This is a genomic window from Pseudoalteromonas sp. SG44-17 (assembly GCF_014164235.1).
GTDB lineage: Bacteria > Pseudomonadota > Gammaproteobacteria > Enterobacterales > Alteromonadaceae > Pseudoalteromonas > Pseudoalteromonas rhizosphaerae.
Map to the genome: position 1 here is coordinate 171,346 of NZ_JACJEV010000003.1, position 23,113 is coordinate 194,458.

The window sequence follows — 23,113 nt, forward strand, 5'->3', positions numbered from 1 at the left end:
CCGGACTGATATTGGAACTAAACGGTGAGACCGAGGCGAAAGCCAAGGGCCTTAATTATCAATAAGCTTAACTGCCTAAAATTCATATGGCACTCTTTATCCAAACCAAGGTGCATATTCACACCAAACGACATCATTTCTGGGTGTATAGCCATATTTAAATTGAGTTTAAAAAGTAACAACACTTAGTTTTTTATCATAGGTTGGATCTTAAGAAAACTTGAAGTTGAACTCTGTTAATGATCAAATAGTTACGCCAATAAAAACATGACCAAAAACAGAGTTCACATGCAGATTAACCAAGTTTCAAATCAATTAAAAGCCCTTATCTCAGAAAAACACCTCATTGAGCTTGCAAAAACCTCCGGATTTCAAGTTCGACACCGTTGCCTGTCGATCGTTTCTCTGCTCAAAGCTGTGTTCAAAAGCTTATCTTGCCTGCAAGACGCTAACTTGTCAGATATCCATCAGAACCTGCGAACGCAGGCCAATTGCACGATAAGTTATAAACCTTTTCATAATCAAATTCGAAAACCTGCATTGACTGAGCTAGTCCGTGAACTCGTTATTCAAGCGATGTCTAAATTGACTGTAAACACGCTGGATAAAACCTTTTTTACCCAGCGAGGAATATTGCGAGTGTTATTGCAAGATGGCTCTTCATTTGCTCTACATGATGAATTAGCGCAGGTTTTTGCTGGTCGCTTTACTGCGATAAGTCCTGCCGCAATTGAGTTACATCTTACTTATGACCTATTTAACGAACAGCCTTGTGAAATAGATATCCGTCCTGATGTTGAAACTGAGCGAGCCTTTTTACCGGGTAGTCACACACTTGAAGATACGTTATTACTTGCTGATGCAGGGTATTTTGACTTAGATTACTTTGAGCAAGTATCTCAAGGTGGCGGCTACTTTTTGGTCAGAGCGAATAAAGAAATGCTGAGGGTCAGGTCTTGCTTCTTGCCAAGACCAAACACCAATCTCACGGTTAACACCCTCCCCCGTCATCACGCCCTGAAAATAAGCAATTGATGAGTAATATCGCGCATGGATGCGCGGTAAGGCGAAACTCGGTCATGGACGACCTATCTTCGCCGTTTACGTTCACATCAATTAATTATTTGAAGGATTAAGCGTGATGCTCGGGGCGCCGTGGGGTTCCAAGGGGCGGTCGGCGGCAGCCGCCCCTTGGTTGCCGCCAGCAATCTGGCAAAAAACCTTGAACAAGGTTTTTAATGTAGGTCGCGGATTTATCCCGACAAAAGTTAGCAGTAAGAACCATCAGCCAAGGTGATACAAATTTTTGGGCTAAAGCCCAACCTACAAACCACTCGCGCCAGCAAGCTCAGCGCCTACGGTGGTTAACTCTATCATTGGTGTTAAACCATTCGCAGCTAAAGCCGACTCCTACAACAATATTTAACCTCGGTGCAGCGAAGCGCCTCTGTGATCTCTGTGGTGAAGTTTTTTTTCTCGCTTTTTTCGCCTTAAAGGACGACCTACAAACAATCTATATTTATACACTGGGAGCTGGTAATAATAATGGAGAATCGTTGGGTTTCGTTTCACTCAACCCCAACCTACCCCACTTGTGTTGTAAGGCGAAAATTAAGTGCTTTCATCACTTTAAAAACAGTTTCCCAACGAGGTTTGGTTTTACCATTCACCGCCTTATACAAGCTTTCACGGTTTAACCCTGTCGCTTTAGCAATGTCACTCACACCATGCTTTTTAATCAATAAGCCGAGTGCTTCAATAAACGTGTTGGGATCATCATCAGCCAAACATTCTTCAAGGAAAGTATTAATTTCTTGTTGGGTTTCCATATAATCAAATGGGTTAAAATCTGATGTGTGTAAGGTCATAATAGTTACTCCAATTCACTTAAAAGGGCTTTAGCTTTGCTAATGTCTTTACTCTGTGTGCCTTTATGTCCGCCATTAAGTAGTAAAATAATCTCATTACCTTTAATTATGTAATAAACACGATAGCCTTTACCTACGAAAATACGCATTTCAGATATACCACCACCAACGGGTTCGCTATCGCCAAAATTACCATTAATGGCACGTGTAATACGTTTAGCTATTGCCATAAAAGCTTGACGATCTTTGAGCTTCTTAAGCCATTTATCGAACTCGTCGGTTTTCTTAATACGATATTTCATAAAACAAGTGTAGCCCAAAGGCTACAAACGCGCAATATTATTTAAATGACAGATGAGTTAATACCAATAGTTAATCTCTGTGTAGCGCGAAGCGCCTCTTTGCCATCTGTGGTTAACTCTGTCACTAGTGTTAAACCATTCGTGGCTAAAGCCGACTCCTACAACAATATTTAACCTCGGTGCAGCGCGAAGCTGCCTCAGTGTTCTCGCTGGTGAAATTCACTTATCTGCTTAAAGCCGATCAATCACACGCACCAGCTAACTTAACGCCTAAGGTGGTTAACTCTATCATTGGTGTTAAATAATTCGTGGCTAAAGCCATCTCCTATAACCCTGCCCTCACAAAAACTATGCACCTGGAATTAAATCACCACACACAAAAAAGCCGCTACATTGCTGCAACGGCTTTTTTAATTATTTGAGTTTAATCAAAAAATTAATCTCTGTATGTCTCTACCGCTGGGCATGAACACACTAGATTACGGTCGCCGTATACGTCATCGATACGCGTTACTGTAGGCCAGAATTTGTTTTTAGCCACTGCTGGTACTGGGAACGCAGCGTAGAAGCGGTCGTATGCTCTGTCCCACTCGTTACCAAGTACGTCGCCTTGTGTATGCGGTGCAAACACAAGTGGGTTGTTTTCGATAGACCATTCGCCAGAGATCACTTTGTCGATTTCGCCTTTGATTGACACCATAGCTTCGATGAAGCGGTCGATCTCAACTTTAGACTCAGACTCAGTAGGCTCAATCATCAAGGTGCCCGCTACTGGGAACGACATAGTTGGTGAATGGAAGCCGTAATCTTGTAAGCGCTTAGCCACGTCCATTTCAGTGATGCCTGAAAGCTCTTTAAGTGGGCGTAAGTCAACAATACATTCGTGAGCAACACGGTTGTTGCGACCACGGTATAAAATTGGGAAGTGCTGGCTTAACTCGTGAGTTAAGTAGTTTGCACTTACAATTGCCATTTCAGTGGCTTGTTTAAGGCCTTCGCTACCCATCATGGTGATGTAAGCCCATGAGATAGGTAAAATAGCTGCTGAGCCGTATGGCGCTGCTGATACTGCTCCGTTGCCGATACTCGTACCAGGTACGTTAATTACGCTGTGGTTAGGCATAAATGGCGCTAGGTGTGATTTAACACCGATTGGGCCAACACCTGGGCCACCGCCGCCATGTGGGATACAGAACGTTTTATGCAAGTTTAAGTGCGATACGTCTGAACCGATAAAGCCTGGGCTTGTTACACCTACTTGTGCATTCATGTTCGCGCCGTCCATGTAAACTTGGCCGCCGTGTTGATGAATGATGTCACAAATTTCACGAATTGTTTCTTCGTATACACCGTGCGTAGACGGGTATGTGATCATGATACACGATAGGTTTTCTGCGACTTCTTCAGCTTTCGCTTTAAGGTCTGCCATATCTACATTACCGTTTTTGTCACAATCAACAACTACAATTTTCATGCTCGCCATTTGTGCAGACGCTGGGTTAGTACCGTGCGCTGAACTTGGGATCAAACAAATATTACGGTGCGCATCGCCACGAGACTCGTGGTATTTACGAATCGCGATTAAGCCTGCGTATTCACCTTGTGCGCCAGAGTTTGGCTGTAATGAAACGGCGTCGTAACCGGTGATGTTAACTAACCAATCATGTAGTTCGCCCATCATGATTTGGTAACCTTCTGCTTGGTCTAGCGGGCAGAATGGGTGAAGATTAGCAAACTCAGGCCAAGTGATTGGGATCATCTCTGCGGTCGCGTTTAGTTTCATAGTACATGAACCTAACGAGATCATTGAGTGGTTAAGTGCTAAATCTTTGTTTTCAAGACGTTTGATATAACGCAGCATTTCAGTTTCGCTGTGATACGAATTGAAGTTAGGGTGCGTTAAGATTTCATCATCGCGTTCAAGGTTTGCAGGGATTGAATCGCTACCGTTTGCTTCGATGTCTGCTGCGATTGCATCAACACTTAAGCCGTGGTCTTCGCCAAGAATGATATCGAACAACTGTGCTACGTCTGCGCGCGTTGTGGTCTCAGATACTGAGATTGAGTATTCGCCATCATGGTTAGTAGCAAAGTTTACGCCGTTTGCTACAGCACGTGCTGTTACGTCTTCTTTGTTATCGCTAACAACTGTTAGGGTATCAAACCAGGTGCTGTGCTTAAGGTTTACACCTTTAGCTTTAAGGCCTGCGGCTAAAATATCAGCAAAGCGATGAATACGCTGTGCAATAGTTTTTAAGCCTTGTGGGCCATGGTACACCGCATAAAACGCAGCCATGTTAGCTAGCAATACTTGCGCTGTACAAATGTTTGAGTTGGCTTTGTCGCGGCGAATGTGTTGCTCGCGGGTTTGCATTGCCATACGTAGTGCATCGTTACCCAAACGGTCTTTAGACACACCAATGATACGACCTGGTAATGAACGTTTGTATGCATCACGTGTTGCGAAAAATGCAGCGTGAGGACCGCCGTAACCCATTGGTACACCAAAACGCTGGGCAGAACCAAGTACTACGTCTGCGCCAAGTTTACCTGGTGCTTTTAATAATAATAAGCTCATGATGTCAGCAGCAACACAGGCAATCGCTTTTTTGCTTTGTACGCCAGCGATTAAATCTGTGATATCGACTACTTCACCTGATGTTGATGGGTATTGAAATAACGCACCAAAAATTTCGTGATTTACAGCATCAGCAGCAGGACCTACAACAACTTCAAAACCAAATTGGTCGGCACGGGTTGCCACAACGTCAATAGTTTGTGTGTGTACGTCATCAGCGATGAAGAAGATGTTGGCTTTTTTAGCTTTAGATACACGCTTTGCAAGGCCCATGGCCTCGGCAGCCGCAGTTGATTCATCAAGTAATGATGCACTTGCTAAATCAAGACCGGTAAGGTCTAAGGTCATAGTTTGGAAATTAAGTAATGACTCTAAACGCCCCTGAGCAATCTCTGGTTGGTATGGAGTGTACGCTGTATACCAGCCTGGGTTCTCAAGCACGTTACGTAAAATCACGTGTGGTACATGAGTTGGGTGGTAGCCTTGACCGATGTAAGATTTAAACACTTTATTTTTGCTTGCTACTGATTTTAAGTAGCTTAGTGTTTCAACTTCAGTGCGGCTTTCGCCCACTGTTAGGCCTTGCTCTAAGCGGATGCTTGCAGGTACAGTTTGACCGATCAGCTCTTCAACACTCGATACTCCAAGAGCACTTAGCATATCGCTTACTTGTGCTGGGCTTGGCCCAATATGGCGGCGAATAAAATCTTGCGTTTGCTCTAATTGTTCAAGAGATTTGGCGTTTGACATTTGTCCAGATTCCTATGATCCAAAAAATAAATGGTTATTACTAATGGGTAACCAGTAATAACTTAAAAGCTTTTGATTTAATGACTTACAATGTATGGAAAGTAAGCAGTAAAATCATAAAAGCCCCAATTATGTTAGGTATAATGGGGCTTTTAGTACGGCGATAAACTAATTGTTAGTCTTCGTCGATGGTGTTTGCATAGCCTTCAGCGTCAAGCAAGTTTTCTAGCTCAGACTCGTCAGATGCTTTAATGCGGAATAACCAACCGTCGCCGTAAGCGTCGTTGTTAACTGTTTCAGGTGCATCTTCAAGGTCTTCGTTGATTGCAACGATTTCACCGCTGATTGGTGCATAGATGTCTGATGCCGCTTTTACTGACTCCGCTACTGCACAGTCTTCGCCTGCATCTACTTCATCGCCTACTTCTGGTAATTCAACAAATACCATGTCGCCAAGTAGTTCTTGTGCGTGCTCAGAAATACCTACAGTGAAAGTACCGTCACCTTCGTTGCGAACCCACTCGTGTGAAGAGGCATACTTTAACTCGCTAGGGATATTGCTCATTTTATTCATCCTTTGGTTTATATTGGGTGATAACACCAAATCTTTTAATTGATACTTAAAGTACAGACTTACCGTTACGTACAAAGCTTGGTTTAACTACTTTTACGTTAACTAATTTTTTACGCATTTCTACTTGAGCAGTTTCGCCAGTTGAACGTGGTACACGTGCAAGGGCAACACTAAAACCAAGTGTAGGTGAGAAAGTACCAGAGGTAATGACGCCTTCGCCACCATCAACAATTACTTTAGAACCACTACGCAATACGCCTTTTTCTTCCAGTACTAGGCCAACAAGTTTATCAGTGCTTTTGTCAGCGCGTTGCTGTACTAGTACGTCACGACCGATAAAGTCACGATCTTCAGGTTCCCATGCAATGGTCCACGCCATGTTAGCAGCAAGTGGTGATACGCTCTCGTCCATATCTAGGCCGTAAAGGTTCATACCCGCTTCTAAACGTAGTGTGTCACGTGCGCCAAGGCCCGCAGGCGCAACACCAGCATCTAGCAGTTGTTGCCAAAGATCCGCAGCTTGCTCGTTCGGTACAACAATTTCGTAACCGTCTTCGCCAGTATAGCCTGTTGTAGCAATAAATAAATCACCAGTTTGCACACCAAAAAACGGCTTCATATCTGCAACAGCTGCTTGTTGATCAGCCGTTAAGATAGTAGCAGTTTTTGCTTTAGCATTAGGGCCTTGTACTGCAATCATGGCAAACTCTGGGCGCTCTGTTACTGCAACGGCAAAATCAGCTGAAACTTTAGCCATGTGCGCTAAATCTTTTTCACGAGTTGCAGAATTAACCACTAAGCGATAATCAGTATTTGAGAAGAAGTAAATGATAAGGTCGTCAATTACGCCACCTTGCTCATTCAGCATGCCAGTGTAAAGCGCTTTACCAGGAACGGTTAATTTAGCAACATCGTTAGCGACTAGTTTACGAAGGAATGCTTGTGCTTGCTCGCCTTTGACATCAACAATAGTCATGTGTGAAACGTCAAACATGCCTGCATCGGTGCGCACTGCGTTGTGCTCTTCGATTTGCGAACCATAGTTGATTGGCATTTCCCAGCCATGAAAATCAACCATTTTTGCTTTTGATTCTAGGTGTTTTGCATGTAAAACTGTTTTAGAAGTCATAATATTCCTTCACTTTATAATTAACCCAAGATTGGGCGTGGCCTCAATTTAATGAGGGGGAATAACATGGGCGGCGATTATACATAAGTTGTAATGCACCTAACACCCAAATTGCGATTTGTTCTTACAAATAAATTACAAAAAGCTGGCAACTAAAAAATACGCTAGCCAGCTTATCTATTTATGTTCAAGCAACGTCTGGTAGTGACATATCAAAACCGCGTTGCTGTAAATATATTTGCCATTTAGTCAGCTCTGGCGCTTTGGCCACCAGCTGAAAATACTGTATTGATTGTTTATCAATAGCGGTAATAAATACCTCACCACTTTGCGTACCATAACAGCAGTTAGTGTCTGACAAGCGCAGTCCAGGGGTGAGTTTAAATGCTTCGACTAAGGCGTCAAATGCTTGCTCACCAGATAAAGTTAAGGTCGCTAAATCAGTGCGTGTAACAAACTCAATATCGTAGCGCAGTTGCTGTTCACTGATCAGTGCTTGTAATTGAGCCGCTGCATCTGTGAGCAACACGAATCTAAACGCTGTTGCACTAAAGTAATATAACGCAAAGCTATAATTGCTATTTAGGTCGCCATCTAAGGTGCCTTTCACACCTAAACCACTGGCGGTTAGTTTGTTTAAATCTAACCCTAATATAGTGGTTAAAAACGGGATTGCTTCAGTACCGCTAAAATCGATCACTACGGTGTTTGTATTGACCTGTAGCATATTGCTATTAGCTGCTTCAATCTGGCTATGACGAGCAAACATTATCGGGCTAAAAGTCATTATCGACACCTATCAATCTTTAATGGCAAAAGTATATTGTGCAAGTCTAGCAACAACAAATTGTAATTATTAATCAATTGATAAATAATACTTATCAATCTACCCCCATAAATTGTAATTTTTAATATGAAAAATATCTCAACAGACAGCTTACGCACGTTAGTTACTGTGGTTGAAGTAGCAGGTTTTGCTAAAGCAGGTGATTTACTTGGCTTATCGCAACCCGCTGTAAGTTTACAAATAAAGCGGTTAGAAGAAATGCTCGGCCATAAGCTATTTAAAAAACAAGGTCAGCGCCAAGTGCTCAATCAATACGGTGAACTGCTGCTGCCGATGGCAAAGCAAATGCTGCTGCAAAACGACACCATTTTGCAATTATTTACTAAAGAGAATGTGACCGGTAAGGTGCGTTTGGGAATACCCAGCGAATTTGCAGCTCGGATCTTACCCGCTATTATCGGTGACTTTGTGGCACTTTACCCTGAAGTGTCGTTAGAGGTTAAATCGCGTTTAAGTAAGCATTTATTGTCGGTTTCACGAGAAGACCAGTTTGATTTAGTACTGGCGTTAAATGAAGATTTAAACTCTGAAAAATTCCCTGTTTTTATGCAAGACCAACTGGTCTGGGTTGGTGATTTATCAATAGCACAAAATGACGTTGTTACGCTTGTGACTGCACCGGAAGGTTGTATTTATCGACGCCGCGCCATCGAGGCATTGCAACTTGCGGGTATTAAGTACCGCATAAGTTATAGTAACGCTGATTTAACAGGCCTTACTGCGGCTTTAAAAGAAGGATTAGGGATCACCGTTTTGGCTAGAAGCACAGTACCTAATGAACTTAATTATGAGTTAAACACCGCTATTTTACCGAGCCTAGGTAAAATAGGTATTAGCTTAACAAAGCATGCAGAACAAGCCGAGCATGCGGTAGATAAACTTGCCGAGTTTATTGCATTACGCTTGACCTAATAGCTAACAAAAATCCGCCTTTAGTTACCTTTTGATAATTTAAATTAACGCAATTAATATAGTAATACAATATTAATAAAGTTGGATTTTCATTTTTGTATTCAAAAATTTACTTAACGATCGAGATTGTTACAAATAGGATTGATTCGTATTATTTTACATGTTTAAATTGCGCCAGTTTAAATTAGACATATACAGGATCAACAATGACCCCTAAGTTTATTGTTTCAACACTTTCGATGGCTGTTGCTTTATCACTAAGCGCTAATGCTGTTGCAAAGGATGCAACAAATAAAGAAAAGAACTTTGAGCAAATTACCGTAATTGGCTCGCAAGCTGCTATTAACGATATTCCGGGCTCTGCTACATTTATCTCAGACGAACAATTACAAAAATTCGAATTTACCGATATTTCTCGTGTTTTAGCATCTGTACCAGGTGTTTACGTGCAAGAAGAAGATGGTTATGGCCTGCGCCCTAACATTGGTATGCGCGGAACAGGCACTGGCCGTAACGATAAAATATCTGTAATGGAAGATGGCGTTCTCGTAGCACCCGCTCCTTACTCAGCGCCATCGGCTTACTACTTCCCTACTATGGGCCGTATGGAGTCTATTGAAGTATTAAAAGGCGCAGCCTCTGTTAAGTATGGCCCACGCACTACCGGTGGTGTTTTAAACTTACTTTCGCGCAGCTTACCGACCGAAGGTTCAACGGGTTTAGTAAACGCCGAACTCGGTAGCGATGGTTTTTATAAGGGCCATGCTTACTTCGGTAAAGAAAAAAACAACGCAGCCGGCCTTATTGAAGTTTTCAGCTATGGCGCAGATGGCTTTAAAGAATTACCTGTAGGTAGCGACAACACAGGCTTTGAAAAGAACGACGTTCTACTTAAATTTGGTTATAAGTTTGGTGAAAACAACGCGCATAACCTAGAGATGAAAATTAAGTACTCTGATGAACAATCTGATGAAACTTACATGGGTTTAACAGAAGAAGATTATAAAGCGTCACCAAACCGTCGTTATGCCGCATCACAAAAAGACCAAATGAACACGCAACATAATGCATACCAATTAAATTATGCTTATCGTTTTGGTGATGGTTATGAGTTATTAGCGACAGCTTACCTCAATGATTTTCATCGTAATTGGTACAAAGCGAGCAAAGTAAGTGAAAGCTATTTAGCACAGTACAGTGAATTTGAAGCGGCACCAACAGCTGAAGGTATTGAAGGCATTGGTATTAAAGCAAATAACCGCGACTACCAAGCCAAAGGAGTGCAATCAGAGTTGCACATTCCTGCGGGAGATCACTATGTGACTGTTGGCGTGCGCTACCACGAAGACGAAATGGATCGTTTTCAGTGGGAAGACAAATACACACTTAATCAAGATTTAAGTATGACCTTAACGTCTCAGGGCGTTCCGGGTTCTGACAGCAATCGTGTAGATAGTGCAAAAGCAACAACGTTATTCATTCAAGACCAGTGGTCAATCGATGCATTAGTGATTAATGCAGGCCTTCGTTATGAAGACATCACAATTACCCGCGTAGAGTGGTCAAAGTCTGATCCTAAACGTGAAAATGGCTTAACTAAAGACGTTTCAAACGATACACAAATCTTAGTGCCATCACTGGGTGCAACTTACACCGTAAGCGACAGCCTAACGCTACTTGCAGGTATTCAGCAAGGTTACGCTCCTGCTGCACCAGGTAATGCTGACCAAGAAGAAGAGGAAAGCGTAAACATTGAGTTTGGTGGCCGTTATAACGTTGCTGGTTTTAATGGTGAAATCATTGCATTCTTCTCTGATTACAGCAATATGCATGGAAATTGTACTGCATCTGTAGGCTGTAGTGATGAGAACATTGGCGACCAATACAACTACGGCGAAGTAGAAGTATCGGGCTTTGAGTTCTCTGCAGGTCGTATTTTCGAAACTAATAGCGCAACATTCCCTGTACGCTTAACTTACACTTATACGGATTCACAGTTTAAAAATGATTTTGCATCTGATATCTGGGGGCAAGTAAATAAAGGCGATGCAATGCCTTACGTTCCAGAGAATCAAATCGCTCTTTCATTTGGTGCCGTGCTTTCAAGCTTTGCATTTGATACGCAAGTGCGTTATGTATCTGACGCACATGCTGATTTAAGTGCTGACGGCTTGAATGCAATCGACAGCCGTGTTGTGTGGGATTTAGCCGCTAAATATTTAATTGATGACAATCAAAAAGTATATCTAACGGTTGATAACTTGTTTGATAACACTTACATCGCTAACCGCGCAAACGGTAGTATTCAACCAGGTAACCCAGGCACAATTCAAATGGGTTACAGCTACGCCTTTTAAGCTAAAGGCTAAAGGCTAAAAGCTAAAGGCTAAGGGCTAAAATTATAAAAGTCGTGTTTGTTAAATCAAGCACGGCTTTTTGCTTTGTATTCATTACAGTTCAATTAATACTAGTATTCACACATCAATTTAATTTCAAAATCTAATAGCAAACAACTACCAACTACCAACTACCAGAAATGGGACGATAAATGGCAGCCTGGTAGGCATGCAATTAAAATAAAAGAAAATAAAAAACGTGCTAATGAATACAGAAAAGCTTATGAAAGGGCTGTAAAACACAGGGAAGTAAAAAAATAAATATCAAAACCAAAGAGAAAAAGAAAAGTCGCAATGTAAAGGTTCAGGTAGAGGAATCGCAAAAGTAATAACAGGCATCGTCTGTAGAATAAAATAACTATATTTTCATGAGCTGCATATTGCAGCTCATTTTCTAGGAGTAGATTTGATGGAAACTGAATTAGACCTTGAGGCTTTATGGGATGAATGCATCACCATGCCCGACGCTTCACCTGACGTAAAGTATGCCAAACAAGACTTTTTTAATCGTACGGAGCAACAGATATTCGTAACGTTTGATATGAGTGTTATTGAGAGCGCCAGTGAGCTAAGGAAAATCACTCCACCACTTTTTAATCTTTATTTTCCATACTTTCAAAATTATATTTTAAAATGTAAACACAATGCTATGGAGGCGAATGATATAGCAAGCTGTTACATTCGTCTTTTAGTAGAGAAGCTGCAGCAAGGAATAGTGAGTAATAAAGAGATTATTGAGAAAGCAGTGCTTGTTAATAAACACTTTAGAGAAAACCTCTGCTTTTACAACGACTGTCCAGAAGTATATGGCGACTTGAAGCTTAAATTAGATGAAGTCGATAAGTTGTTGGCTCAGTATGAAATTAAATAAACACTGATTAAAAAAGAAAAAGCGCGATGTGTTATAAATCGCGCTTTTGCTCACTTACAAACTTTCTTAACGAGCTAACTTTACTCTCGCCAACTTTAATCTACTTCCAACTTCTCATTTTATGGCCTTTAAGCGCATAGAATAAGATGAATAAGTAACTTGGGATCATCAAGGCGTAAGCACCTTGCGCACCTAAGCCTGCTACGTTACCTAAACCAATCAGTAATGGGCCTAATGCACCACCTGCAATACCCATAATAAGTAAACCGGATGCAGTGCCAGTTAAACGACCTAAGCCAGTTAATGCTAACGGCCATATTGCCGGCCACACCATGGCATTGGCAAAACCAAGTAGGGCAATACATAACAATGGATCTGGCAGCTCAGGGCCACCAAATGGTACTAATAATATGTTAGCAAGAATAAATGAGTCGTTACTTCCCATTATTACTGCAAGTACAGTTACAATACCTGCAAGCCCAGACATAACGAGCGCATTTTGCTGCGACATAAAACGGGGAATAAGTGCAATACCAATGGCATAACCAACCAACATGCACGCCATGGTGTATGAGGTCATCACTGAGTAATCGGCAATCCCAATCTGTAATGCGTAAGAGCCAATGGTATCTGCGGCAATCACTTCAACAGCAACATATAAGGCAATACCAATTACACCCAGCACTAGGTGAGGATGTTTTAGTGCTTCTTTTACTTCGCCTTTACCATTACCTTCAGACTCTTCAAAAACCAAATCAGGTAGCGATGAAAATTTAGCAAATGCTGCAAACGCAAAGATCAAACCTGCAATTGCCATATAAGGTAAAATAAGACTATTCGCCATCGCATCTTTTTGCTGTTGTGATAATTGCTCACCATCAGCGACTACACCGCTGACAACAACGGCAGCAAAAATAACAGGCACGATAACCCCAGCAAATTTATTCAGTAAGCCCATAATACATACACGAACTGCCGCTGATTTTTCAGATCCCATTTTAACAACATACGGATTTACCGCTGTTTGTAGGATTGTTTGCCCAACACCTATCATTAGCTGTGCGAATAAAAATATTTCAATCATCTGCATTTTAGCGGCAGGAATATACATCAAGGCTGACGCAGCCATTACTGCACAGCCAATTGCCATACCATTTTTGTAACCTACACGCTTAATAAGCATTGCAGATGGGATGCCAGCGACTGTTACGGCAATATAAAATGAGGAAATAATAAACGAGGCTTGCAGTGGCGATAACACCAACATTTGCTGTAAAAACGGTGTAATAGCGCCATTTAGCCAGGTTATACAACCTAGAATGAAAAACATTGATCCTGCCAATGTCATTGGCAGCCAAATACTATGTTTAGTGTTTGCTTCACACTCGACAGTTGCTTCCATAAATTTATCTCAACAGTTTATTTTAATTAATTATTTTAGCATTACGCCGTGAAAGCTCTATAAACCAAGGCGCTGCAATCCTAAAATCATTTTTATTACATTAAATTAATCATACACCAACAAAAATGACAGCGCTATCATTTTTAAAAAGCAAAAAATCGACCCTGTTTGTTATAAGGCTTTATAATAAGCAACGCTTAAAAGGCTTTTATTTCACCGCCAATGATCGCCCTTTACGGATACCTCTTTGAGAAAGCGTACGAACTTGCTTTACATTAGTGGCTTTATTTTCATCATCATAAATGAGCCAATTGCCAAGACTATTTTGATATTCGATGACAATCCCCGGATACAAAGTAAATGCATCTAAGCCTTCACTTTGTTGTTGTGCAGCTACGCTAGGTAAACGATAAAAACGCCCTGCTTGCTCTAGCTTTGCAAATTCTTTAAAGCCAACTAACGCCGCAAAACGCTGCCAATCAGCTGCTTTTTGTTGCTTAAGCGTTGTATTAAAATGGCCTGTATTTTGATCATACTTAGCGCCTTGCCCGTTATAATCTAATTCCCATGGCGCTTTATGCCAAGCTCGCTCTGCAAGCGCTAATAACCGCGGATATAACATGTACTCAGCTTGCCTGTCACTGCGAATGAGCTCTGACCATAAATGCCCTTGCAAACCAATAAAAGGTTTTGTGCGCATCGTTTTACGATCATCAGCACTGTAATGATGATTGTTTACCGAACGCCAAATTTCAGCATGCGCAGGCAAATTATCCGGCATAAACTCAAACACTTTTTTACTGTCAATCGCGCGACTCGCCCAGTGATTCCCCGGCTCTTGCGGATGCGACTGATATGGGAAGTCAAAATAAGTTACATCCGGGCTTGATAACACCACATCCCAGCCTTGGTTAGCATGACGATGCGCAACCTCATGCCCACCATCGCTCAGCGTTGCCCACGCATTTGACTGCACATTTGCTGGCATGCTCTTTAGCGTAACGTCGTTCATACCGTCGCTCCATCCGGCCACTTTAAAGCCTTTTTTAGCGACCATGGCACTGACTTTTTCAATAAAATAGCCATTAAATGAATGCAGCGCCGGTTGTTGGTTTTGCAAACGCCGACAGCTTGGAGAGTCAACCCACGCACCAGCCGTCTCATCGGCGCCAATATGGTAAGTTTTAAGAGGCACACCGGCTTGCACATGTAATGCGTTTACTTCATCGAGCACTTTATCGATAAATTGATAAGTCGATTCTAAACAAACATTTAAGGTGTTATCTTGATAATGCTGGATTGAACTGTACTGAGTTTTATCAGCGGGTTCGACTAAACGATACTGAAGCGCCTGTTCGCTTTTGCCTTGGCCTATTAAACGGTTAAACCTTGCCTCCATTGCAACAATTGCCGCGCGCGAATGCCCTGGCATATCAAGTGATGGGATCACTTCAATAAAGTGCGCTTGAGCATATTTTAATATTTCAATATAGTCATTCTGGCTGTAGTAACCATTTACCGCTGATTGACTATCAAGTCCTGCGCCTAGCTGTGGTAACAAACAACGCTGTTCGGTTAAATCTAAGCAACGCTTGGCACCGACTTCCGTAAGCTCTGGTAAGTCGTTAATAGCCAATCGCCAGCCTTCATCATCCGCTAAATGTAAGTGTAATTTATTAAGCTTATAGGCGGCCATTTGCTCTATGGTATTTAAAATAAATGTTTTTGAACGAAAATTGCGTGCTACATCAATGTGCATGCCTCTAAATTCATAACGCGGCGCATCAGTAATATTAAGTGCTGGGATAGTTAAATTATCAAGGCTGACTAACCCTGCGATGCTCTGCAACGCATAAAATATCCCTGCAGAACTCGTTGCGCTAATCGTTATTTGCTCATGTTGAATTTTTAACGTGTAAGCCTCTGGGTTATCAGCTGCTAAATCTAAATTGAGCGTGGTTTTAATCCCTTGGCTATGCTGCTTAATACCAAAACGTGCTAAGCGTGCTATTGCCGCTGTAAGTTGTACTTGATCAATATCATTCGCTAGCTGTAGATTTAGGCCTTGGCTTAAATCTACAGCCTCACCTGATAATAAAGTTAAAGCGACCGGCTTTGGGATCAAGCTCAGCGGTGGCGTATTTAATATAGGCCGAGACTCACTTTCATATAAATACTCCGCATCCATCCATGGTGTCGCATCGTCGTTACTCGTTTGTAGTTGTTCATAGGTTAAAAATGGTGCTAAATATGGTTGTAACTCTAGCTTAGTGTCAGGATCAATCGCGGTTTTAGTACTGTTAATAACCCGGCTTGTTAAACCCGCACTTGCCAATATGTAATTAGGCATAAACTCAGCGCGAGTAATTTGCGATTCTTGACTATAAAACTCTATACTTATCGGCGTATTTTGTTTAAATCCGGCAAATGCCGAGGAGGGCTTTATTTGGTGTAAATCGCCATTGATATGCGTAATGGTAAACTGCGACGAGTCAGTGCTATAAATTGGCATTAGCTGACTAAAATAAATTGACCACTGTTGACTGTTTGCATCAAAAGGTGTGCTGAACGTCAAACGCGATAAGTAACACTGCTTTTGATGAGGTGCAGGGCAAGTATCGGGCTTTGCCGAAAGTAACTCATATTTTACCAATAACTGCTGCGCGAGGGTATCTAACTCAGTCTGCGATGGTGCTTTAGCAAAAACTGCAGCCGAACATATGGCAAGCACCAATAATATAATTCTACGCATAGCTAGCTCCCAACGATTGCTCATAAGCCATGTCGTTTATAAATAACGCATGGCTGCCAAATAATGGAGCATCGTCGCCAAGCTCACTAATACGAATATCTAACGACTGCAAAATAACTGGGTTAACTAACTTAGCTAACTGAATATGCAAACTAGGTAAAAAGCACGCTGATGATTGTGCAACAGAGCCACCTAGTACAATAACGTCAGGGTCAAACGCGAGTATCACATGGTTTATTGCATGAGCGAGATGCTTGCCAAACTCATCAAATAAACGTTGTGCGTGTGCGTCATTTGCCAATGCCTCTTGGTAAGCTTGCTTGCCCGTTGTACCTTGATTAATAAAAAACTGCCCAGAGGTAAAGTGCTCAATAATCCCTTGTAAATAACTAAAACTGCCAAACTCTCCTGCGGCTGAGTGCTTACCCGTATATAATCGACCATTAAGCACCAGCCCGGCGCCAAGTCCAGTGCCTAGGCAAATGCCAATTAAATTCGTATCTGATTTAAAATTACCTTGAGTAAATTCTCCCATAGCAAAACAATTTGCATCATTATGCACCCGTACGGGCAGTTTAAAATGTGTGCTTAATAGCTGCTTTAACTGCACATTTTTCCAATTGGGGATATTAACCGTTTCGATCACTTCGCCAGTTTCCATCAGCACCATGCTAGGTACACCTACGACGATACCAATGCAAGTATTATCAACCACTTGCTTGATGATTCGACATAAAAAGTCGTTTGTTTGCTGCTTACTTGCTGAGCCGTCCACATCAAAATAGCGTTTTTCTATTACACCTGTTGCGGTTACTTTTGCGACCAGCGCTTTGGTGCCACCAAGGTCAACACATAATAAAGTTTGTGACATTACAACCTCTTTTGTCATTAGTTACTTTCAGCAAGCTTTGCTGTCTGTGGATTACTTTTAAGCGTGTGATTAGCAACCAGTGGGTTAGCCCAAATACCGACACTAAAAATATAACCAAGCGGCATTAACAGCAGTAATAGTGATATTTGTAAGCTACCTGTAAGCTCACTCACCGCACCAATAATAGGCGAGGCAAATGCACCGCCGACAATCCCTGTGCATAAAATACCAGATACAGTGCCATGCCCTTTTGCAACTGAGTTTAATGCCAACGAAAATATCACCGACCACATAATTGATAAGAAAAACCCAACCGCAGGAAACGCCCATAATGCCAGCTCAGTATGTGCAAATAATGCGGTAAATAGACTAACCGCCGCACCAACACTAAAAGTAAGTAACACATGTTTAGCATCAAAGAGTTTTAACAGCACGATGCCCAATAAGCAGCCTAATGTCAGTGATAGCCAAAACTGACTCACTATCTGTGCTCCGCCTGTATTTGGGTCAAGTTGGTGATAGGTTTGTAAAAATACTGAAATTGAATTAGCCACTCCTTGCTCAAGCGCCACATAAGCCACGATGGCAAAAAAGAACTTGATCACGGTGGGGTCTTTAAATAATTGTAAGCTTTGTTTGATACTGCCTTGTTGCGGATTTTCTGCTTGGGTGTTGTGTTTTATCGGTAACACGCTAATAACCACCAACATCACTGTGCATAACAGTGCAAATAATAAGTACATACTTAGCCAAGTCATATCGGCGGGTACTAATTGCAATAACCAGTTTTGGCTCTGTGCTTGTGAATCTGCTTTAACAAGCGCGCTATATACCAGCGGTGATAAGGTCGCTGCACCACCAAACATTAACTGGGCTGCGACCGAAAAAACCGCAAAATGTTTAGAGCCACCACTGGCTCTAAGTAACGGATTAATTGCCACTTGCAATAGAGCCATGGCGGTACCGATCAAAAATAATGCTGACATTGCAACAGCAAAAATCGGCAAGCTAACAAATAACACACTGCCAAATAATGCCAGTGAGAATGCTATGAGCATGACCTTTTTTTCACCTAAGCTTTGCACTAACAACCCTGCGGGGATCGACATCACTCCATACGCGATAAAAAATGCAAATGGGAAAAAACCAGCAAGGGTTAAACCTATATTATAGCTTTGGATCAGAGCCGGAAATATCGGCGCTAATAAGTTCGTTATAAATGAAATAACAAAAAAGGTAACCAGTACTAGTAGCACTATCAAATAATTTCTTTTCATAATTGTTCTACCTGAAAGTCTCATTCTAAAAATAAATAGAGTGGTGATAGCCATCTGTTCGTGGGCATACAAACAAAATGATTCAAGGGAATAATTAATCACCACTCTTAATTAGCTAAGTCTGCCATCATAAAATGAGTTATGCGGCACTACTCTACGGCTTGTTGATACTTTTCAACTCACTTTATGCAGTCTTCATTGCACGTAGTTGCTCTGCATGTGGTTTACAGTGCTTATTACACAGTTCATGCAAATACATTTTTGCGCCATTACAAATTGCAGCGCAAGCGGGTTCAAATGACTGCTGGCACCGCGAGCTTTGGTAGTCCATGCCACCAAGTAAGCAATACCAACTAGGTCTAAAATAAACTTGCTGTTGGGTAAGCTTTGACAAATACGCATCAAAATCATCGCCATTAAGCCATGCTTTTAGTAAAGACTTTAAAGCACTAGAGCTGTGATTCAGTTGCTTGGCTGTAAGCCAGTATTCACTGTCGGTGCGTAAGCTAGTTGCATAATGCGCAACCACATAATCTTTAATGCCATACACTAATTGATGGAGTTGTTGATTGACGTGTTCAGCTACTTTTAATGACTGCTCGTTGTTTTTTAGCTTTGTTAAGGCTTGGCTAAATAACTTAATACTATGTTGAGTAACCATCAAAGATGTCGCTTCGATGGGCTCAATAAAGCTCTGCGCCAACCCTATAGCCATGACATTGCTTTGCCATGCAGACTGCATACAGCCGACTTTCATTTTTAAATGCCGAAACGCGCTATTTTGTGGATTTATGTTTAATTGCAGGGCAAGCTCATACTGGGCTTGCTCATCAGTGATATGTTTTGAGCTATATACATAGCCGTTACCAATACGGCTAGTGAGCGGAATTTGCCAACACCAACCGGCACTTAACGCCGTAGATTGAGTGGCACATGGCATCACAGCATCGCTAGAAATTGGCGTCGCCACGGCTACAGCACGGTCGTTAAGTAGTTCATCAGCAAATGAATTAAAAGGTGTACCCAGTGTTTGCTCAATTAACAGTGCATTAAAACCACTGGCATCGATAAACATGTCGCCATTAATTTGTCGTCCATCAAACAGCGTAATATCAGCTATATTGCCATTGTTGTTTATATGCGCGTGGCTAAACTCACCATCAATGTGTTCAACCCCATTCTCTTGTGCATAGGCTTTTAGCACACCCGCTAATTTTATGGCATCAAAATGATAACCATAAGTTTGCTCTTTGAGCATAGGTGTATGCACTTTTGGACTTAAATTTTGTTTTGCGATATGGCCTGTTAAAAAATACTCATCTGGGGCTTGCCAATCGCCATTACCGCGCCTTCGGGCATTAGCGTTTACAAAATAAACTTCGGCAGTTTTTTCATCCATGTCGCTATAAAATGGATGGAAATAACAACGTTCATCGCCATTCCAATTATTAAAGTAAATGCCTGCTTTGTAGCTTGCATCGCACTTGGGCATCCATTGTTGTTCACTAATACCGAGTGAATCCATAAAGTTTTTTAAGTGTGGTGTTGAACCTTCACCAACGCCAATACTGCCAATTTTACTCGATTCAATAACACTAATAGCTAATTCAGGATGCTGCTTTGATAAATACGCAGCGCACATCCAACCCGCACTACCACCGCCTAAAATTACTAATTTATTTATGATAGCCATAACTAAAAAAGGCCGCCAAGTGGCGGCCTATCTCCATTAGAATTTATAACTTACACCAAGGTAATAACGTGAACCAAACTCGATAGTATTTTGCGTTAAAGCAAAGTTAGTATCGTACGATTGCACCACTTCGTTGGTTAAGTTAACGCCTTCAAGGCTAACATCTAAGTTTTCCATGGCATGCCAGATGATTGACGCATCAATTTGTTGATAGTTATCGTTTTTAACTGCTTGGGCTGCACCAACACCAATCCATTCACTGCGCCAGTTATATGCTAAACGAGTGCTGATAATATCGTTCTCAAAGAACACTGATGCATTAAAACTGTTTTCAGAAACACCTGGTACCATTTCTTTTGAGCCATCTGGCGTGGTTGTTTCACTGTCTACGTACGTATAGTTAGTCACCACCCCAAAACCGTTAGCAAAGCTATGCTGTAGTTGCAGTTCAATACCATTTACAGAGCCTTCGCCGTTACTACGAGGACGAGTAACACGGCATTGCTCATATAGATCTGGACTGGCGCCACAGCCATCTACAAATTCAACCGCTTCAGTCGAAAAAACAACGTTATCAATTTGTTTGCTGAAAAATCCTGCTGATGCCATAGAAGCGCTTGTAAAGTAATACTCTATAGCAATATCGCCCTGGTTAGCTTCATAGGGTTTTAGATCAGGATTTCCCCCTGTGGCGCTACCAAAATTGGCATTAATTGCTAAGCCGGGTTTTAAATCACTGTAGTTTGCGCGAGACATAACTTGTGATGCTGCCGCGCGAATAATAATGTCATCCGATAAATCATAAGCAAAGTTTACGCTAGGGAGTAAGTTATTATAATCGACCGTCTCTTTGAAAACCGCGCCGTCGGCGTAGCCGCTCGATGTTTGCTCAGTCTCAACGTAACGTAAACCAATATTACCTCGGTAGTTTTCGCCACTAAAATCAGCCTTCGCGTAAATGGCGATCATATCTTCATCCACTGAAAAAGTATTACCTAAGTTAGCGACTTCGGTCAGTTCGCCAGCTGCATATTTACCGCTAATGAAATCCCACCATTTATCTGTATCAAGTGAGGCATATGCATCAAGCGTATGACCAGAGCTTTGTGAATGCAGCCCAGTTAATACGCCATCACTCCAATTTGATAAATTACCATCGGGAACAAAACCAAGTACTTCGTCTGGATTACGGTTAAATGCAATGCGCGAAAATTCGCTACTATTAAATTTAATGCCGGTCTTGATTGCAGTAAAGAAATTACCATCTAACTCAAATTTAACATCAGCTTGAGCATAACTCACATCATGCTCTTGCACTGTGGTATCAAAATTTGCTTCTTGCGCATGTTTAAATTGCGTTGCATCGGTAGCATCTAGCGAAGTTAGCCAAACTTGATAAGGACCAGTAGCATCATAAGTAAAACCACCATCAGTGCTGTTTTGTCCATTAGGAAATGCAGGATCACCTATTTTACCTCCTTCATCTGAGGCTGGGATCCACCATGAAGATGCGCCAAATTGCGTGCCGCCATCTGATGTTGATTTTCCAATTACACCACTGAGTTCAAAGCCATCACCTTGAAACTTACCAGTTAGGTTTAGTACATCAGCTTTCATATTAACGGCATTACGCACTACTGGATTATAAATAATAGAAGCATATGCAGGTAATATAGTTGCTTGCTCGGTACCGCCTAATGCATTGTTGGTTACATTAGTAGAACCCGCACCACGGGCGCCAACCGTCAGAAAGTTATGGTTTACATGCGGGTTATCAAATTCAAAACGAAAATAATCAAGCACAAACTCCATATTATCGGTTGGTGCAAACTGCGCGGTTAATTGCGCGCTGGTCCGCTCACGCTCAGACTTAAATGCTTGCGAACCTAAACTCCATGCACCGACTGTCGATTCTTGTCCTGTTGCTTGGTTTTCTGCAAAGTACTCATAGTAGCCGCCAATAGACTCAAGTACATGGCGCCCTGAAGTTAATTGTTCATAAGAGTACGCAGCTAAAATACCAAATTTTTCATCTTCATTTTTCCAACTAGCAAGAATTGATGCACCAGGATCCGTCTCATCATACAATGAACTTTGTGCCAACTCTGCAGAGAGCAGTAACGTATTTGCATCTAACTCCAGAGGTTTACGAGTCGTTAAGTTAACGGTTCCTCCCAGTGCTCCTTCTTCGATATCTGCCTCCGGTGTTTTATACACTTGCACACCCGACACTTGCTCTGCTGATAACAATTCCATATTAAAAGTACGTGTCGCTGGGCCTAAATCGTACCATGAGGTGCTTGCTACTGTTTGACCATTGAGTAATATTCTTGATTGCTCTGGTGCAGTACCACGAATAGTTACGCCATTTACCTCACCATATTGGCGGTCAACCGTCACTCCTGAAATACGTTGTAGTGCATCACCAATGTTTTTATCCGGAAATTTACCAATATCTTCTGCGGTAATGGCATCTACCACTCCATCTGCAAAACGCTTAGTGTTCATTGACGCTTCTAAAGAGCGACGAATGCCACGCACTTCAATGGTTTCTATATCACTGTCAGCTTGAGTTTGAGCTGCAGCTAATGCCATTGGACTGACGTATAGTGCTGAGATACATATCGCCAATGTCGATAGTTTAAGCGATGCTTTGTTGATGTTTTTCATTCCTAGTCCCCTATTTATTGTTATTGAAAGCGTTACTAGGGTATCGCGCCGCATTCGTGTTAAGCAGTACAATTGACACTTTATCCGGTACTTTCCTATCAAAGGAATGTTAATTTTGATGGCAAAATGTTCAATGTCCTGTTAGCAAAGAATCGCGTGCAATAGATTAATACTAAAAGTGAATTGAAAAGTATTACTTAGACTGCTAAAAATTGTTCAAT

General features: G+C 41.8%; 16 protein-coding genes. 4 read left to right on the plus strand and 12 right to left on the minus strand.

Annotation, left to right across the window (positions count from 1 at the left end; genetic code table 11):
- Window positions 1-288: 288 nt before the first annotated feature.
- Entirely contained in the window at window positions 289-1,035 is a 747-nt protein-coding gene (locus H5182_RS03610; protein WP_182759545.1) for an IS4 family transposase, read from the plus strand.
- A gap of 548 nt (window positions 1,036-1,583) precedes the next feature.
- Here H5182_RS03610 and H5182_RS03615 read toward each other — a convergent pair.
- The 6 genes from H5182_RS03615 to H5182_RS03640 all read right to left on the minus strand — a co-directional run bounded on the left by H5182_RS03615 (window position 1,584) and on the right by H5182_RS03640 (window position 7,988).
- Window positions 1,584-1,868: an addiction module antidote protein gene (locus H5182_RS03615; protein ID WP_182759546.1), complete on the minus strand. Its 285-nt coding sequence runs from the start codon at window positions 1,866-1,868 to the stop codon at window positions 1,584-1,586.
- Window positions 1,869-1,873: 5 nt separating this feature from the next.
- The gene (locus tag H5182_RS03620) at window positions 1,874-2,170 is read right to left on the minus strand and encodes a type II toxin-antitoxin system RelE/ParE family toxin (protein WP_182759547.1); all 297 of its coding nucleotides are present in this window, start codon (window positions 2,168-2,170) and stop codon (window positions 1,874-1,876) included.
- Window positions 2,171-2,606: 436 nt separating this feature from the next.
- Window positions 2,607-5,498: an aminomethyl-transferring glycine dehydrogenase gene (gene gcvP / locus H5182_RS03625; protein ID WP_182759548.1), complete on the minus strand. Its 2,892-nt coding sequence runs from the start codon at window positions 5,496-5,498 to the stop codon at window positions 2,607-2,609.
- A gap of 175 nt (window positions 5,499-5,673) precedes the next feature.
- Window positions 5,674-6,063, minus strand: coding sequence for a glycine cleavage system protein GcvH (gene gcvH / locus H5182_RS03630; RefSeq protein WP_145241859.1), 390 nt, complete (start codon window positions 6,061-6,063; stop codon window positions 5,674-5,676).
- 55 nt (window positions 6,064-6,118) lie between these two features.
- Window positions 6,119-7,201: a glycine cleavage system aminomethyltransferase GcvT gene (gcvT, locus tag H5182_RS03635; RefSeq protein ID WP_145241861.1), complete on the minus strand. Its 1,083-nt coding sequence runs from the start codon at window positions 7,199-7,201 to the stop codon at window positions 6,119-6,121.
- Window positions 7,202-7,388: 187 nt separating this feature from the next.
- Window positions 7,389-7,988, minus strand: coding sequence for a hypothetical protein (locus H5182_RS03640; RefSeq protein WP_182759549.1), 600 nt, complete (start codon window positions 7,986-7,988; stop codon window positions 7,389-7,391).
- 126 nt (window positions 7,989-8,114) lie between these two features.
- On the opposite strand from H5182_RS03640, the gene H5182_RS03645 reads away from it, so the two are divergent.
- The 3 genes from H5182_RS03645 to H5182_RS03655 all read left to right on the plus strand — a co-directional run bounded on the left by H5182_RS03645 (window position 8,115) and on the right by H5182_RS03655 (window position 12,227).
- Window positions 8,115-8,960, plus strand: a complete 846-nt coding sequence (locus H5182_RS03645; protein ID WP_145241866.1) for a LysR family transcriptional regulator — start codon at window positions 8,115-8,117, stop codon at window positions 8,958-8,960.
- Between the two features lie 206 nt (window positions 8,961-9,166).
- The gene (locus H5182_RS03650) at window positions 9,167-11,317 is read left to right on the plus strand and encodes a TonB-dependent receptor domain-containing protein (RefSeq protein WP_182759550.1); all 2,151 of its coding nucleotides are present in this window, start codon (window positions 9,167-9,169) and stop codon (window positions 11,315-11,317) included.
- Between the two features lie 448 nt (window positions 11,318-11,765).
- On the plus strand, window positions 11,766-12,227 hold the full coding sequence (locus H5182_RS03655) for a hypothetical protein (RefSeq protein WP_182759551.1): 462 nt from the start codon (window positions 11,766-11,768) through the stop codon (window positions 12,225-12,227).
- Window positions 12,228-12,327: 100 nt separating this feature from the next.
- Here H5182_RS03655 and nagP read toward each other — a convergent pair whose 3' ends face one another.
- The 6 genes from nagP to H5182_RS03685 all read right to left on the minus strand — a co-directional run bounded on the left by nagP (window position 12,328) and on the right by H5182_RS03685 (window position 22,892).
- Entirely contained in the window at window positions 12,328-13,629 is a 1,302-nt protein-coding gene (gene nagP, locus H5182_RS03660; protein ID WP_145241873.1) for an N-acetylglucosamine MFS transporter NagP, read from the minus strand.
- A gap of 208 nt (window positions 13,630-13,837) precedes the next feature.
- A complete protein-coding gene (locus H5182_RS03665) occupies window positions 13,838-16,381 on the minus strand; it encodes a family 20 glycosylhydrolase (RefSeq protein WP_182759552.1) in 2,544 nt (847 codons plus the stop codon).
- Complete coding sequence (locus H5182_RS03670) at window positions 16,374-17,252, minus strand: ROK family protein (RefSeq protein ID WP_145241877.1); 879 nt, start codon at window positions 17,250-17,252, stop codon at window positions 16,374-16,376. The genes H5182_RS03665 and H5182_RS03670 overlap by 8 nt, the downstream gene beginning before the upstream one ends.
- Window positions 17,253-17,269: 17 nt before the next feature.
- Complete coding sequence (locus tag H5182_RS03675) at window positions 17,270-18,529, minus strand: MFS transporter (RefSeq protein ID WP_182758429.1); 1,260 nt, start codon at window positions 18,527-18,529, stop codon at window positions 17,270-17,272.
- A 184-nt stretch (window positions 18,530-18,713) separates the two neighbouring features.
- Entirely contained in the window at window positions 18,714-20,222 is a 1,509-nt protein-coding gene (locus H5182_RS03680) for a tryptophan halogenase family protein (protein WP_182759553.1), read from the minus strand.
- 36 nt (window positions 20,223-20,258) lie between these two features.
- Window positions 20,259-22,892: a TonB-dependent receptor gene (locus H5182_RS03685; RefSeq protein ID WP_220494549.1), complete on the minus strand. Its 2,634-nt coding sequence runs from the start codon at window positions 22,890-22,892 to the stop codon at window positions 20,259-20,261.
- Window positions 22,893-23,113: the final 221 nt, after the last annotated feature.

What these genes read in the sequence shown, in the direction of transcription:
- H5182_RS03675 (WP_182758429.1), bottom strand. Translation starts at nt 18,529, where the DNA reads ATGAAAAGAAATTATTTGATAGTGCTACTAGTACTGGTTACCTTTTTT.
- H5182_RS03645 (WP_145241866.1), top strand. Translation starts at nt 8,115, where the DNA reads ATGAAAAATATCTCAACAGACAGCTTACGCACGTTAGTTACTGTGGTT.
- gcvH (WP_145241859.1), bottom strand. Translation starts at nt 6,063, where the DNA reads ATGAGCAATATCCCTAGCGAGTTAAAGTATGCCTCTTCACACGAGTGG.
- H5182_RS03665 (WP_182759552.1), bottom strand. Translation starts at nt 16,381, where the DNA reads ATGCGTAGAATTATATTATTGGTGCTTGCCATATGTTCGGCTGCAGTT.
- H5182_RS03640 (WP_182759549.1), bottom strand. Translation starts at nt 7,988, where the DNA reads ATGACTTTTAGCCCGATAATGTTTGCTCGTCATAGCCAGATTGAAGCA.
- gcvP (WP_182759548.1), bottom strand. Translation starts at nt 5,498, where the DNA reads ATGTCAAACGCCAAATCTCTTGAACAATTAGAGCAAACGCAAGATTTT.
- H5182_RS03650 (WP_182759550.1), top strand. Translation starts at nt 9,167, where the DNA reads ATGACCCCTAAGTTTATTGTTTCAACACTTTCGATGGCTGTTGCTTTA.
- H5182_RS03655 (WP_182759551.1), top strand. Translation starts at nt 11,766, where the DNA reads ATGGAAACTGAATTAGACCTTGAGGCTTTATGGGATGAATGCATCACC.
- H5182_RS03615 (WP_182759546.1), bottom strand. Translation starts at nt 1,868, where the DNA reads ATGACCTTACACACATCAGATTTTAACCCATTTGATTATATGGAAACC.
- H5182_RS03685 (WP_220494549.1), bottom strand. Translation starts at nt 22,892, where the DNA reads ATGAAAAACATCAACAAAGCATCGCTTAAACTATCGACATTGGCGATA.
- H5182_RS03610 (WP_182759545.1), top strand. Translation starts at nt 289, where the DNA reads ATGCAGATTAACCAAGTTTCAAATCAATTAAAAGCCCTTATCTCAGAA.
- nagP (WP_145241873.1), bottom strand. Translation starts at nt 13,629, where the DNA reads ATGGAAGCAACTGTCGAGTGTGAAGCAAACACTAAACATAGTATTTGG.
- gcvT (WP_145241861.1), bottom strand. Translation starts at nt 7,201, where the DNA reads ATGACTTCTAAAACAGTTTTACATGCAAAACACCTAGAATCAAAAGCA.
- H5182_RS03620 (WP_182759547.1), bottom strand. Translation starts at nt 2,170, where the DNA reads ATGAAATATCGTATTAAGAAAACCGACGAGTTCGATAAATGGCTTAAG.
- H5182_RS03670 (WP_145241877.1), bottom strand. Translation starts at nt 17,252, where the DNA reads ATGTCACAAACTTTATTATGTGTTGACCTTGGTGGCACCAAAGCGCTG.
- H5182_RS03680 (WP_182759553.1), bottom strand. Translation starts at nt 20,222, where the DNA reads ATGGCTATCATAAATAAATTAGTAATTTTAGGCGGTGGTAGTGCGGGT.